The sequence below is a fragment of the Staphylococcus sp. GW823-FHT05F06 genome (assembly GCF_058795495.1).
This window is the reverse complement of record NZ_JBXAHW010000009.1, coordinates 1-15965: the sequence shown is the minus strand read 5'-3', so window position 1 is coordinate 15965 and position 15965 is coordinate 1. Positions and strand designations below refer to the sequence as shown.

The 15965-nt window shown below is 32.6% G+C and carries 10 protein-coding genes and 1 pseudogene; 5 read left to right on the top strand and 6 right to left on the bottom strand.

Features of this window, described 5'->3' with window-relative positions; all coding sequences use genetic code 11:
- The first annotated feature begins 222 nt into the window (after positions 1 to 222).
- From AC1Q7N_RS07145 to adhE, 4 genes are all read left to right on the top strand, one after another.
- On the top strand, positions 223 to 1728 hold the full coding sequence (locus AC1Q7N_RS07145; RefSeq protein WP_002438897.1) for a peptide MFS transporter: 1506 nt from the start codon (positions 223 to 225) through the stop codon (positions 1726 to 1728).
- Between the two features lie 283 nt (positions 1729 to 2011).
- Complete coding sequence (locus AC1Q7N_RS07140) at positions 2012 to 2173, top strand: hypothetical protein (RefSeq protein ID WP_001829650.1); 162 nt, start codon at positions 2012 to 2014, stop codon at positions 2171 to 2173.
- A 209-nt stretch (positions 2174 to 2382) separates the two neighbouring features.
- A complete protein-coding gene (locus tag AC1Q7N_RS07135) occupies positions 2383 to 3306 on the top strand; it encodes a diacylglycerol/lipid kinase family protein (protein ID WP_002468862.1) in 924 nt (307 codons plus the stop codon).
- 398 nt (positions 3307 to 3704) lie between these two features.
- Positions 3705 to 6314: a bifunctional acetaldehyde-CoA/alcohol dehydrogenase gene (gene adhE, locus AC1Q7N_RS07130; RefSeq protein ID WP_002485611.1), complete on the top strand. Its 2610-nt coding sequence runs from the start codon at positions 3705 to 3707 to the stop codon at positions 6312 to 6314.
- Positions 6315 to 6380: 66 nt separating this feature from the next.
- Here the strand turns inward: adhE and AC1Q7N_RS07125 are convergent, their stop codons facing one another.
- From AC1Q7N_RS07125 to AC1Q7N_RS07100, 6 genes are all read right to left on the bottom strand, one after another.
- Positions 6381 to 6920: a 5' nucleotidase, NT5C type gene (locus AC1Q7N_RS07125; RefSeq protein WP_002468869.1), complete on the bottom strand. Its 540-nt coding sequence runs from the start codon at positions 6918 to 6920 to the stop codon at positions 6381 to 6383.
- 122 nt (positions 6921 to 7042) lie between these two features.
- Entirely contained in the window at positions 7043 to 8098 is a 1056-nt protein-coding gene (hisC, locus tag AC1Q7N_RS07120) for a histidinol-phosphate transaminase (RefSeq protein ID WP_145376472.1), read from the bottom strand.
- Positions 8099 to 8300: 202 nt separating this feature from the next.
- The gene (locus tag AC1Q7N_RS07115; protein ID WP_002438893.1) at positions 8301 to 9815 is read right to left on the bottom strand and encodes an ABC transporter permease/substrate-binding protein; all 1515 of its coding nucleotides are present in this window, start codon (positions 9813 to 9815) and stop codon (positions 8301 to 8303) included.
- A complete protein-coding gene (locus AC1Q7N_RS07110; RefSeq protein ID WP_002468663.1) occupies positions 9808 to 10782 on the bottom strand; it encodes an ABC transporter ATP-binding protein in 975 nt (324 codons plus the stop codon). Before AC1Q7N_RS07110 ends, AC1Q7N_RS07115 begins: the two co-directional genes overlap by 8 nt.
- Before the next feature lie 199 nt (positions 10783 to 10981).
- A complete protein-coding gene (recQ, locus tag AC1Q7N_RS07105; protein WP_145376474.1) occupies positions 10982 to 12763 on the bottom strand; it encodes a DNA helicase RecQ in 1782 nt (593 codons plus the stop codon).
- A 10-nt stretch (positions 12764 to 12773) separates the two neighbouring features.
- Complete coding sequence (locus tag AC1Q7N_RS07100) at positions 12774 to 14663, bottom strand: ABC-F family ATP-binding cassette domain-containing protein (protein ID WP_171004421.1); 1890 nt, start codon at positions 14661 to 14663, stop codon at positions 12774 to 12776.
- Positions 14664 to 14784: 121 nt separating this feature from the next.
- Between AC1Q7N_RS07100 and AC1Q7N_RS07095 the strand changes: the two are divergent.
- A pseudogene (locus tag AC1Q7N_RS07095) lies at positions 14785 to 15569 on the top strand (ZIP family metal transporter).
- Positions 15570 to 15965 lie beyond the last annotated feature (396 nt).

Genomic DNA, 15965 nt, shown 5'->3' with positions numbered 1-15965 from the left:
GCTGCATTAAAGCGTATTTTATATATAGCGCGTCATTGAATAAATATAGTAATAAAATTATTGAAATTATATCATCGGATTAAATGTTACAGATTATATCAATTGACAGAATTTTCTTTTTTCAAATTTTTTGAAAATTATTGAAATTTTCTTATCACAATAGTAAAATCACCTTAAAACAATTTAATAAGGTTATTTGGGCAAGAAAGGTTGGGATGATTTATGACTTCAAATAAGTCCCATGAAAAAGCAGTTCAAGAAATACCACAACATGGATTCTTCGGACATCCAAAAGGATTAGGCGTTCTCTTTTTCGTAGAATTTTGGGAGAGATTCAGCTATTACGGAATGAGAGCAATGCTTATTTTTTATATGTATTTTGCACTCCAGGAAAACGGACTTGGAATGGACAAAACAACAGCCATGTCTATCATGTCTGTATATGGATCATTAATTTATATGTCTTCAATTCCAGGTGGCTGGATAGCTGATAGAATTACAGGTACCCGAGGTGCCACATTAATCGGAGCTATATTAATTATTATAGGTCACATATGTTTAAGCCTTCCTTTTGCAATGGTAGGTTTATTCACTTCTATGTTCTTTATTATTGTAGGATCAGGTTTAATGAAACCAAACATTTCAAATATTGTTGGTAGACTCTATCCTGAAAACGACGTACGCATGGATGCTGGATTTGTTATCTTCTATATGTCAGTGAACATGGGTGCACTCGTTTCACCAATTATTTTACAACACTATATTGATATTAGAAATTTCCATGGTGGCTTCTTGATTGCAGCAATAGGGATGGCTCTTGGATTAGTTTGGTACTTACTATTTAACCGAAAAACTTTAGGTAGTATCGGTATGAAACCGACGAACCCATTATCTTCTTCTGAAAAGAAAAAGTACGGAACAATCATCGGAATCGTTGTTATAGCAATAGTATTAATCCTTATGATTGCTTACTTTACGCATACGCTATCATTTAATTTAATCAGTAATACTGTTTTAATTTTAGGTATTGCTTTACCAATCATTTACTTTACAACAATGATTAGAAGTAAAGAAGTTACTGATACTGAAAGATCAAGAGTAAAAGCATTTATTCCGTTATTCATTTTAGGCATGTTATTTTGGTCAATTCAAGAACAAGGATCTAATGTATTAAATATCTATGGTATTGAAAACTCTGATATGAAATTAAATTTATTTGGTTGGAAAACACATTTTGGTGAAGCTATTTTCCAAACCATTAACCCATTATTTATTTTATTATTTGCACCCGTGGTTACTCTTTTATGGCAAAAGCTAGGAAAGAAACAACCTAGCCTACCTATTAAGTTTGCAATTGGTACTATTTTAGCAGGCGCATCCTACATACTTATGGGAGCAATCGGTCATATTTATGGGGATACACAATTCTCAGTTAACTGGGTTATTCTTTCATACGTTATCTGTGTTATTGGTGAGCTTTGTCTCTCTCCAACTGGTAGTAGTGCAGCAGTTAAATTAGCACCTAAGGCATTTAACGCACAAATGATGAGCCTTTGGTTATTAACTAACGCTTCAGCTCAGGCCATTAACGGTACATTAGTTAAATTAATTAAACCACTTGGTCAAACCAATTACTTTATCTTCTTAGGTGTTGTTGCAACCGTGATTACGTTAATTATATTAGCGTTTATTCCTAAGATTTCTAAAGCAATGAAAGGTATTCGTTAATCATTACACTAAAATGTGGATACAATATAAATCCTAGAAAAATAGCCAGTAAATGAGTTTTTTATAAATTCATTTACTGGCTTTTTATTTATAATACTTTGTATTGTTGGCTTGGTTTCTTAGCGGACAACTTCAGCCTATAGTCTTCAACTTGTCCTGTTCCCTCAAGAATCTCGTCAAAATACTTTGTGTTTATATGTAATTTTACATTGAAATACTTAAAAAATAAGGCCCTTTCGTATAATTTAATAAATACCAATAAACTAAATTAACGGGGTGTCTTATGTATAAAAATTATCATATGACTAAACATACTCTACCAATGGAAACTTCAGTAATTATCTCCACACATGATATGTCACAATATGTGAATGATATTGTAAAAAAATTCCAGGTACTGAATTCAGACAGCATCGTTGCGCAACATTATAGCATCCCAAAATGATATTAAAAATAATATTATATGTCTACACAAATTTTTACCAACTTAATATTCTTACTCTTAAATTTATGTTATTTTATTTGGAACATCTATCTTTATAGAACACTTAAGTTTCAATACCATAAATTTTAATTTATAATGTAAATCAAACATAAAGGAAAGTTCAAACAATCTAATTACACAAACTATTTATCGAAAGTAGGTATATATTTATGAAACAACCGTATAACCATGGTGTTCTTTTCTATCATGAACATAGCGGTTTGAAAGATATACATAATGGCATAGGAGAAGTTGCAAAATCTCTTAGTTCAATGTGTAAACACCTCTCTCTTCAACTCAGTGAAAATAAAGGCGATATTATTAAATATTGTAAATCTATTAAAAATGAAAATTATAGCTCTGATGTAGACGTTTTATTTATTTTAGGTGGAGATGGTACACTTAATGAACTAGTAAATGGCGTTATGCAGTATCAGTTAAATTTACCAATCGGTGTAATACCAGGTGGTACCTTTAACGATTTTACAAAAACACTTCAACTGCACCCTAATTTTAAAACAGCTAGTGAGCAATTATTAACATCACATGCTGAATCATATGATGTGTTAAAAGTGAACGACTTATATGTACTTAATTTCGTTGGACTTGGCTTAATAGTACAAAATGCAGAGAATGTTCAAGATGGTTCTAAAGATATATTCGGTAAATTCAGCTATATTAGATCAACCGTTAAAACGTTATTAAATCCTGTTAAATTTGATTTCTCCTTGACTGTTGATGGTGAAACAAAAGAAGGCAATACTTCGATGATGTTAATAGCAAACGGTCCCAATATAGGTGGTGGACAAATTCCGCTAACCGACTTATCGCCACAAGATGGAAGAGCAAACACATTTGTATTTAATGATCAAACACTAAATATATTGAATGATATATTAAAAAAACGTGATAGTATGAATTGGAACGAAATCACACAAGGTATTGATCACATATCAGGTAAGCACATCACACTCTCAACAAACCCTAGTATGAAAGTGGATATTGACGGCGAAATAAATTTAGAAACACCAATTGAGATTCAAGTATTACCCAAAGCGATACAACTTCTTACTGCAACTGAACAAAATAATTAATATAAATTTCACTTATTCTTTATCAATTTATTTTTAAAGCATGAGCTACTGAGACATAAATGATTGTCTCAGTTTTTTATTTTATAAATTGATAACATCGTTAGTCGTGTGAGACGATAATTTCATTACAACACCCCTCATTATTTTTAGTAAGAATACTTACAATAATTTTTTTAAAATTTACTTCTTTTAAAAATTGATTTTTTTAACTACCAAATACGTTTTGTTCCCATTGCATCAAGTCTTACACCTCAACCCCGACTACATATATAGGTTAACAACGTGTTCATATAAACATCACAATTGACTCTTTAATAGTCTGTATTTTCTTTTAATTTGGAAAGAGCTGTACTATAATGTTTGTGAATTATTTCACAATATCTAAGGAGTGGTTGTATATGTTATCTGTAACTAAAAAAAATACATATGAATCAAACAAAGATGAAGTCACACAAATGATTGATTCATTAGCAGAAAAAGGACAAGAAGCTCTAAAAGAACTATCTAAAAAATCACAACAAGAGATTAATGACATTGTACATCAGATGAGCATGGCTGCTGTTGATCAGCATATGCATTTAGCTAAACTAGCTTACGACGAAACAGGTAGAGGTATTTATGAAGACAAAGCTATCAAAAATTTATATGCCTCAGAGTACATATGGAATTCAATCAAAGACAATAAAACAGTAGGTATCATAGGTGAAGATAAACAAAAAGGATTAACGTATGTAGCTGAACCTATAGGCGTTATTTGTGGAGTGACACCAACGACCAACCCTACATCTACAACTATTTTCAAAGCAATGATTGCTATTAAAACAGGTAATCCAATTATTTTCGCATTTCATCCAAGTGCACAACAATCATCAAAATATGCTGCTAAAGTCATTTTAGAAGCTGCAACAAAAGCAGGTGCTCCTAAAGATTGTATTCAATGGATAGAAGTGCCATCAATTGTGGCAACTAAACAATTAATGAATCATAAAGATATTGCTTTAGTTCTAGCGACTGGAGGCTCTGGAATGGTAAAGTCCGCATATTCGACAGGTAAACCTGCATTAGGAGTCGGTCCAGGTAATGTTCCTACTTATATTGAAAAAACTGCTCATATCAAACGTGCTGTTAATGATATCATTGGTTCTAAAACTTTTGATAATGGTATGATTTGTGCTTCTGAACAAGTCATGGTTGTTGATAAAGAAGTATACACTGACGTCGTTAAAGAATTCAAATTACACCAAACATATTTTGTTAATAAAAATGAACTACAACAATTAGAAGATGCCATCATGAATGAAGATAAAACTGCAGTTAAACCTGATATAGTTGGTAAATCTGCTGTAGATATAGCGAAATTGTCAGGAATTAGTGTTCCAGAAAAAACAAAATTATTAGTCGCAGAAATTGATGGAATTGGAAAAGATTATCCTTTATCACGTGAAAAATTATCACCTGTACTCGCAATGGTAACTGCAAAATCAACAGGACATGCACTACAAATTTGTGAAGACACATTAAAATTTGGTGGTTTAGGTCACACTGCTGTAATTCACACCGAGGATAGTCAATTACAACAAAAATTCGGTCTAAAAATGAAAGCTTGCCGTGTATTGGTAAATACACCTTCTGCTGTCGGAGGAATTGGAAATATGTATAATGAACTCATTCCTTCACTCACGTTAGGTTGTGGTTCACATGGTAGAAATTCTATTTCTCATAATGTAAGCGCAGTAGACTTATTAAATATTAAAACAATAGCAAAACGTCGTAATAATATGCAATGGTTTAAACTCCCACCTAAAGTTTATTTTGAAGAAAATTCAGTTATGTATTTGACAGAGATGGATAATGTTGAACGTGTAATGATAGTTTGTGATCCAGGAATGGTTAATATTGGTTATACTGATATAGTTGAACAAGTGCTGAGACGCCGAGAAAACCAACCACAAATCAAAGTGTTTAACGAAGTTGAACCTAATCCATCAACTCATACAGTCTATAAGGGGTTAGAAATGTTTATAAATTTCCAACCTGATACTATTATTGCACTCGGTGGCGGTTCGGCAATGGATGCAGCCAAAGCAATATGGATGTTCTTTGAGCATCCAGAAACTTCATTTTTTGGGGCAAAACAAAAGTTCTTAGATATTCGTAAACGTACTTATAAAATTACCAAACCTAAAAACGCAAAATTTATATGTATACCAACGACATCAGGAACTGGTTCTGAAGTGACACCTTTTGCAGTAATTACTGATAGCGAGACACACGTTAAGTATCCACTAGCAGATTATGCGTTAACTCCCGATATTGCTATCGTCGATCCACAATTCGTATTAAGTGTACCTAAAGATGTTACCGCAGATACAGGAATGGATGTTTTGACACATGCCATTGAATCTTACGTCTCTGTCATGGCTTCAGATTATACAAGAGGCTTAAGCTTACAAGCAATAAAGTTAACTTTTGATTATCTAAAATCATCAGTTCAAGAAAATGACAAACACTCACGAGAAAAAATGCATAATGCTTCAACAATGGCCGGTATGGCATTTGCCAATGCTTTTTTAGGAATTTCTCATTCTATCGCACATAAAATTGGTGGTGAATATGGTATTCCCCACGGCAGAACAAATGCTATTTTATTACCACATGTCATTCGCTATAATGCCAAAGATCCACAAAAACATGCACTGTTTCCTAAATATGATTTCTTTAGAGCAGATACTGACTATGCTGACATTGCAAAATTTTTAGGACTCAAAGGTAATACAACTGATGAATTAGTGGATGCTCTAGCTAATGCGGTGTATGATTTAGGATGTTCAGTTGGTATTGATATGAATTTAAAATCACAAGGCGTAACTGAAGAGCTTCTTCACTCTACTATAGACAGAATGGCTGAATTAGCATTTGAAGATCAATGTACAACTGCTAATCCAAAAGAACCGCTAATTAGTGAACTTAAAGGCATTATCGAAACAGCATATGATTATGAAAGATAACTTTAAAAATGTTTAATAAAAAAGTCATAGGCCATCAAATAAAGTGACCTATGACTTTTATCTTCTCTATTTTTCAATTGAATTAAAATAATTCTTTACATCTCTCCAACCACTTACGCGTTCAAATCTATGTTCATAAACATTATGAGAAGCAGTAAACATAATTGATTTCCCTTCAAAAATTTCCAATTGCTTTGGATTATCATCAATAAGATAATCTGCAAGAATAATATTCTTTCTACCACAAAATACAAAATGTTGTGGATCTAAAAAAGGAAAGTATTCTAATAACCATTCATATTTGTCATGAAAAGAGGTTGGAACATCCATCGCTGCTGTGGCTATGTATATGTCGTAATGCTCATTGAGTTGTTTTACAACTTCTTGAGCATGCGGCATTACATCTAAATTTCTAAAGAATCCAGGTTCTTTTAAAATATCCATGACTAACCCCTCATGCTCGGGTATCATATGTTTTAATTTTTTACCGTTTAATGATTCCATTTTGATATTTAAATCCGCTCGTTCATTGACCGCTTTAACAACAGCACCCAATGTATCAGCAAGCACTTCATCCATATCAATGGCGATTCTCTGTCGCGTCATGCTCTTACACTCCCTGTTCGTGATATACGTGTTTAGTATAGCAAAATTTTTTCCTTCTGTTTAATCTATTTAACTACGATATCACATCTTTTTTAAATCAAAAGTTATCAAAGAGTGTTAGTTTAATACTCAAAATGTTTTAAAACTTCAATCATCTTATTATTTTGTTCTGGTAAACCAATAGTAATTCTAACACCGTTAGGGAATAAACGTGTAATACATCCTACGTTTAACAATGCATCATAAAGTGCTTGACTTCTTGAAGTTTTAACAAAGACAAAATTCGCTTGACTTGGTAAAAAATGCTGACTTTGAGGAATTTGATAAAATTTATCTCGTTCAAAACTATTTTTTTGTGTCACTTCTTTCAAATACTCTTGATCTTCTAAGGCAGCGATTGCTGCATATTCTGAAATTCTAGTAACATTAAATGGTGGACGAATGATATTCCACTTTTCAATGACGTCTTCAGAGGCTATAACATATCCTACTCTTAATCCAGCTAATCCATATGCCTTAGAAAAAGTACGTAATAAAAAGGCATTGTCAAAATCCTCCTGTAATTTTAGCGTATCTGGAAAATCATCAGCAGTAACGAATTCTACATATGCTTCGTCAATTAATACAGGAATATCACTTGGGACACGTTTTAAGAAATTAAATAATTCATCGTGCGAAAAGTAAGTCCCAGTTGGATTGTTAGGATTGCATAACCAAATTAAAGACGTTTTATTATCAATTTGTTGTAACATACCATCTAAATCAAATCCACCATCTTTGAGAGGCACTTGGATAACATCAGCTGATTCCACAATTGCATTATGATAATATTGTCCGAAAGTAGATTCACTAGTGATAATCTTATCTCCTGGTGATAATACGGCTCTTGATATCATTAGAATGACCTCATCTAAACCCGCACCAAATAAAATACGAGATGCATCAACATTAAGTTGTTGACTTATTGCTTCCCTTAATTTTGGCGATCCAGATTCCGGATAATAATATAATTCATCTAAATGAGATTGAATAGCCGTTTTAACTTTTGGACTTGGACCATATACATTTTCATTTGAAGCAAGTTTATGTAATTCACCTCTAATGCCATACTGTTTTTTTAAAGATTCTGGAGAAAGCCCTGGCGTATATGCTGTTAATTGGTCTAATTGTTTCTTCATACATAAATCACACCTTAAATTGACTGAAATTTTAAAAAACTTAGTACCTATTATAAACAAACTCATACCTTAAAATCAATCACACTTCTAACATTACATTTTAAATTCACTATATCGGTTGAAATAGTTAAATTATAAATAGCTATTCGATGTACCATTTAGACATCGAATAGCTATCAAATCCATCTCGAAACGCACAATTTTATTTTATTAATTTTTCTTTTTCTAAGTATTCTCTTGCTACTTTATAAGGATCCTCTTTCTTCACTGTTACCTTATAGTTCATTTCTTGCATTTCTTCATCTGTGATTCTATTCGCCAATTTATTGAGCGGTTTTTTAACTTCAGGATGGTCTTTTAAATATTTTTCTTTAAATAGCGGTGCTCCTTGGTATGGAGGAAATACATGTTGATCATCTTTTAATACTACCATGTTATATTGTTTTAATTCTGCATCAGTAGAGTATGCGTCTATGAGATTAATATCTCCCTTTTTAACTGCAGTATAACGTAATTTAGGTTCCATAGTTTTAACATTAGAAAGATTAAGATGATACGTTTTTTTAACAGCTTTGTATCCATCTGGTCTATCATTAAATTCCAATGTAAAACCTGGTTTAAGTTTATCTTCTACCTTGCGTAAATCACCTATTGTCTTAATTTGATATTTTTTTGCAAAGTCACGTTTTACAGCTAATGCATACGTATTATTATATTTCATCGGTTTAAGCATTGTCATATCATATTTTTTTTCTAAACTAGACTTTGCTTGTTGATATACATCGTTTTCTTTTTTAGACTTTAAATCTTCTTTCGTTAATTCACCTAATACAGTACCTGTAAATTCTAAATAACCATCAATTTCATCTGACTTAAGCGCATTAAATAAGAATGAGGTTTTACCCATGCCATCTTTGACTTCTACAGTATCATCTGTGTCTTCTTCAATAAGTATTTTATACATATTCGTAATAATTGACGGTTCTGAACCTAGCTTGCCTGCGAATGTGATTTTATCACCTTTTTGCGCTGCCATAGGTATGGCAATAGCTATGATAATCACAATTACAATTGTCCCTAAAGAAATGAGCAATTTTTTATATGATAAACGTTCCATGTATCTTAAAATAAAATCAAAAATAATAGCTAGAAGTGCAGCTGGAATAGCACCTATTAAAATGAGTGCACTATTGTTACGATCAATGCCTAATAATATTAAATCTCCTAGACCACCAGCGCCTATTAAAGCTGCGAGTGTAGCAGTACCAATGATTAATACCATAGCTGTGCGTATTCCTGCCATGATAACAGGCATTGCAATAGGGAGTTCGACTTTGGTCAATCTTCTAAGTGGTTTCATTCCAATGCCTTTAGCCGCTTCAATAAGAGAGGGATCGACCTCCTTAATACCTGTGTATGTATTACGTAGAATAGGAAGTAACGCATATACAACTAAGGCGATAATTGCCGGAAGTCTCCCAATTCCGAAAATTGGTATCATCAAACCAAGTAGTGCCAGTGATGGAATTGTTTGTAGAACAGCTGCAATATTCATGACGATTTCTGAAAGTTTTTTTGTTTTAGTGAGCAAAATTGCAATTGGTACTGCTATAAGAGTTGCAATGAAAAGCGCTATAAAAGAAAGTTGAATGTGTTCAATTATAGTAGAAAATAGCTGCCCTTTTCTATCACTTAATGTCGCAAAGAACTCATTCATGTGTCGCTTCCTCCTTATTAAGAGATAAATAAGTAAACACATCTTCTCTATTTAACAAATATCGACGATGTTGTTCTTTATCGTTGACCACAACTGCATCATAATGAGACAAATCTTCATAAATATTATTTAAGTACAACTCAGCATCTACTTCAGGATAATGAATAACGCTTGCATTGTCATCTACAGACCGATTAATTCCTAAATCTTTAATCTTCACTTGATTCACAATATTATGCGTTGTATCCAAATGACTACCCATGAATTGCTTTACAAAGTCACTTTTAGGTCGCGTTCTAAAACCATCAGGTGTATCAATTTGTTCAACACGCCCTTCATTGAGTAAACAAATTCTGTCACCTAGTTTCATCGCTTCTTGAATATCATGCGTTACAAAAACTATTGTTTTCTTAATTTGAGTTTGCAAATAAATCAAATCGTCCTGCAACTTCTCTCTGCTAATTGGGTCAAGAGCACTAAAAGGCTCATCCATGATAATAACGGGAGGATCTGCAGCTAATGCTCGCACTACACCAACCCTTTGTCGTTGTCCACCCGATAGTTCATCAGGTTTTCTATTTTTAAATTGCTCAGGATTTAAACCTACCATTGTCAATAATTCATCCACACGTAAATCAATATCGTTATCTTTCCACTTTTTCATTTGGGGTACTTGTGCAATGTTTTCTTTGATAGTCATATGAGGAAATAATGCAATTTGTTGTAGTACATATCCAATATCCCAACGCATTTCGTAAACTGGATAATCACTAATTGGTTTATCTTTAAAATATATGTAACCTTCGCTTAAAGGAATTAAACGATTGATCATTTTAAGTGTTGTTGTCTTACCACAACCTGAAGGACCAATTAACACAAAAAATTCTCCTTCTTTAATATTAAAACTTACATTATCTACAGCAATATTATTAGCATATCGCTTTGTGACATTTTTAAATTTAATCACTTTTTCACCTTCATTCCCTCTACAAAATAGTAGACCATTTTAATCTATATTCCCTATTAAATCATTTTTAATTGAAAATTAACATTTATTGTATTTCAAAATTCAAATTAACAAAAAGTATTATGAATACTTAATATCCAACTTCATATAATTAAAAAACGACGAAATCAAAAGATAAGAGATTTCGTCGTTCAATCATTTATATTCTAGTTTTATAGCTTTGTATGGTTTCGATAAACTTAGGACAATAATGCTTTAATTTATAACTACCTACACCATCAATAGCAATCATTTCTTGTTTCGATTCAGGTTTACGCTTAGCAAATTCTTCGAGCGTGTAATCAGAAAATATACTTACAGGTGCTATTCCAAGTTTATCACTTAGCTGTTTACGTACATCAACAAGCTCACGATATAACGCTCTATCCACACCTTCAACAGTGTTGATAAATACCTTCTCTTTAGTTTTTTGTTTGAACGGAGTGGTATAAACCTTGGTATGATTATTTAGTAATTGTTTCACTGATGTATCACACATAAGAATTTCATCATTTTCATTTAAATATCCTTTGAAACGTAGCTCATCAATTAAGTGTGATAACTCAGATGTTGTATAATTTTTCATCAACCCATGTGTCGTTAATTCATTATAATGATGGTGTTTTATATAATCTGTCACTTCTCCACGTAAAACTTGTATAATAACACTATAACTTTCCTGTTGCTTCATTCGAGCAATACAGCTAATAATCATTTTCGCTTCACGAGTCATATCATACGTTTTATTTTCCTGTATACAATTACTACATTGATTGCATTCCTCTAAATTTTCATTGGGTTCAAAATAATGAACAATTGTCGCTTCTAAACACTTTTTCGTTTTGGTATATTGAATCATTTTCGTTAATTTTTCGCCCATTTTATCTTTATAGTCATCATCAGCTTGGGATACAGTAATAAAATACTCATGTAATCCCTTATCTCGTTCACTAAACAAAAGGATACACTCACTTTTTAAACCATCACGTCCTGCGCGTCCAGCTTCCTGATAGTAAGATTCCAAATCTCCAGGCATGTTATAGTGAATGACATAACGTACATTTGATTTATCAATACCCATACCAAATGCATTTGTCGCAATGACAACCTCTACACGATCATATAAGAAATCATTTTGCGCCTCAATTCTCTCTTTATTCGTTAAACCAGCATGATAAATTGTGCTCTTAATTTTTTCACTATTTAGAGCTTCGTGTAATTCTTCTACCTGCTTACGAGTGGAACAATAAATGATTCCTGCCTGTCCTTCATGATTTGCAACATAATCCACAACAAATTTTTGTCGCTGATAAGTCGGATTGACTTTGAAGATTAAATTGCGTCTTTTAGTACTTGTTTTGACAACATCATTTTGTCCAATTGATAACTTAGACATGATATCTTGTTGAACTTCAACGGTTGCAGTAGCTGTAAGTGCAACTATTGTGAAGTTTTGAGGTAATGTAAAAACTTTTTGTATGACACTTTGGTAACTAGGTCTAAAATCATGTCCCCACTGCGATATACAGTGTGCTTCATCAAAAGCGATAAGGGGTATTTCTATTTTACGTAATAAATTTAGAAAAAAAGTATTTTCAAAGCGCTCTGGAGCTACATATAAAAACTGAATGGCGCCACGCTTTATTTGCTCTTCAATCTCTTTTTGTTGTTTATGAGTCAAACTACTATTCAAATATGCAGCTTGAATTCCCATTGCTTGTAGTTGATCAACTTGGTCTTTCATCAAAGAAATAAGTGGACTTATAACAATAGTTGTGCCACCCTGCATTAAACCTGGTACTTGATAGCATATCGATTTACCGCCACCGGTAGGTAGTACTCCCAGTGTATGCTGATGATTTAATATTTTAGTTATAATTTCTTCTTGTCCTGGTCGAAATGACTTATAACCAAAATAATGCGATAAAGTCTCTTGCATGATTACATTCCCCTTATTGTTCTTTAATTTCTTCAAGCTCACTCCATCTCGTGATGTCTGCTTCATAGGTTGCTTCAAGTTGCTCTTTTTCCTCATTAAGTTCTTTAATTCTTGCATAATTATCACTTGCATTAATCATTTCTTGTTCAAGGTCTTCTAAACGCGTTTCAGTCATTTCTATACGCGTCATAATTGTTTCGTATTCTAACTTCTCTTTATAAGAAAGTCCTGTTTTCTTTTTTGGTTGATGCTTATGTTTATTTTGTTGTTCAGTTTGTTTAGATAGCATGGCTTGGCGTTCAAGTTCCTTTTTAAAAGATTCATAATCTTCAAATGATCCAATAATTTTTTCGATTTTACCATCATGAATAAACCAATATTCTTGTACCACTTTATTTAAGAAATAACGATCATGACTGACCGTAATGACAGAACCACCGAAATCATCAATGTAATCTTCTAAAATCGTAAGTGTTTCAGTATCTAAATCATTAGTCGGTTCATCTAAAAGGAGTACATTAGGTTTATGAACAAGTAAACGTAATAAATACAGACGCTTTTGTTCTCCCCCTGAGAGTTTATAAACTTTTTTACCGTGTGTAGCGCTCGGAAATAAAAATCTTTCTAACAATTGTGTAACTGAAATTGAGGTACCATCTTTTTCTTTAGCCATTTCACTTTCTTCTCTTAGGTAGTCAATCACTCTTATATCACGGTCAAGTGTCTCTTCGGTTTGCTTAAAATAAGCTACCTTAACAGTCTGACCGATTTTAAGCTCACCCTCATAGTCCTGATCTTCATTACTTAAAATATTAAGTAATGTTGTTTTTCCCGCTCCATTAGGTCCTACAATACCTATACGTCTACCACTTTGAATAATTTCAGTGACATCTTCAAATAAAACTTTATTATTAATTGATTTTGATAAATTCTTTAATTCATATACTTGTTTACCTAACCTTGAATATGCAAGATTAAGTTCACCCTTATCTTGTGTATGTTGCGTCTTAATGTCTGATTCTAGTTGATTAAATCTATTGATACGTGCCTGTTGTTTAGTAGTTCTTGCCTTTGCTCCTGCTCGCATCCATGCTAACTCTTGTTTATACAATGCTTTTTGTTTTTCTTGTTGTTTTTGTTCTACTAATTCATTTTCTGCACGCATTACTATGTAATCTTCATAATTACCTGGATATGTTTTTAACTTCCCTCTATCCAGTTCAATAATTCGCGTCGATACTTCATTTAAAAAGTAGCGATCATGTGTTACAAATAAAACTGTATGTGGATATTGCTTGACATAATTAATGAGCCAACGGATGGATTCAAAGTCAAGATGGTTCGTCGGTTCATCTAGCAAAAGTAAATCCGGTTGTTCTATTAGAGTTTTAGCCAATACAACTCTTTTTTGTTGACCACCCGAAAGTTCAACTATTTTCTTAGTTGTATCGTGAATCCCTAGTTTAGATAAAATCGTTTTAATTTCTGCATTATAGTCCCATGCATCCTTTTGATCCATTTCTTCTTGTGCTTCCATCATTTTATTAAAATTAGAGTCACTTTGATCTAACGCATAGCGATTAACTGCTTCTTCATATTTTTTTATAATTCTTAATGTAGGAGTATCCGAACTTAAAACAGCTTCGAACACAGTCATATGGCCATTGAGGTCTTGTTTTTGAGAGGAATAACGAATGCGATATTGATTAGGGTGGGTAATATCTGCAGTAAAATCTTCATCTAGACCACCAATGACTTTTAATAGTGTACTTTTACCTGTTCCATTGATACCTACTAATCCAATTCTTTCATGCTCAGATATAGATAGGTTAAGATCATTAAAAATTTCTTTATCTGCATAGGATTTATTTAAATGTTCAATTTTGTATGCTTCCATGCTTATCTTCCTTTTCAAATACTGGAAATTGTCAACTATCGAATTTTCAAAAAAATTTTGTTAAGCTAAATTCAGTTCTATATATTATACACCTTTTTAGATTCAAATGATATAAGGAGACTTAGATATGTCAGATTTATTCCAAAACGCACCACCCTATATTCAGGCGCTTATAGCCGGAATAATCACGTGGTTACTTACTGCTTTGGGTGCGGCAGCAGTTTTTATATTTAAGAAAGTGAATGATAAAGTCTTAAATTCGATGCAAGGTTTTGGTCATTGTTACAACCCGCAATTGAATCGAGTGAAAATAGTGCTATGCCATGGCTTCCTGCAGCAATAGGTTTTATTCTCGGTGGCGTTTTTATCAGGGTTCTAGATTATATTATTCCCCATATTCACCAAAATGCCCAAGATAAAAACCAACAACAAGAGGGTGTGCCTACCTCTCTTGGAAAAAATGCATTACTTGTGTTAGCTATCACACTTCACAACATACCTGAAGGACTATCTATCGGAGTTGCATTCGGTGGTGTTGTATCTGGCAACAGTCACGCTACATTTTTAGGTGCGATTGGTCTAGCGATAGGTATCGGCATACAGAATATTCCTGAAGGTGCAGCACTATCGATGCCAATCCGTGCTGCAGGTGCAACACGTTGGAAAGCATTTAATTATGGACAAGCTTCAGCAATTGTTGAGCCTATTTTCGCTACTATCGGTGCTGCAGCAATTTTAGTGGTAAATCCTATATTGCCTTATGCATTAGCGTTTGCTGCAGGTGCAATGATTTTCGTTGTTGTTGAAGAACTGATACCTGATTCTCAATCAAGTAACAACACTGATTTGGCAACTTTAAGTCTAATGATTGGTTTTACAATTATGATGATTCTTGACGTTGCACTTGGATAATTCATATCATTTAAAAAAGAATCATGATAAGTTAATTAACTATAGTGCTTTACTTTATCTTTAGCTTTGTAACCCAATCATTTATAGTCAGAGAACTACATTGTTCTTAAAGTTAATCGTAATAAAAATTTGAGGTTCTCTTTTATAGTTAATAAAGCAAATGACTTCAATTAATTCCAATATAAATAAGACATACTTATAAAGTTAAAGGAGTGTCATTGAAAGTTTCAAATTTACCTTATTTGTACAAAAATATATTAAATAAAGTAGTCATTTTTAAAGATATTCTAATTTCAAAATGATTAATAAAGACATTAATATAAAAAACATACTAAGATTAGCTATGAAGAAATCTATGACGATAGATTTTTTCATAGCTATTTTTTATAGTTATAG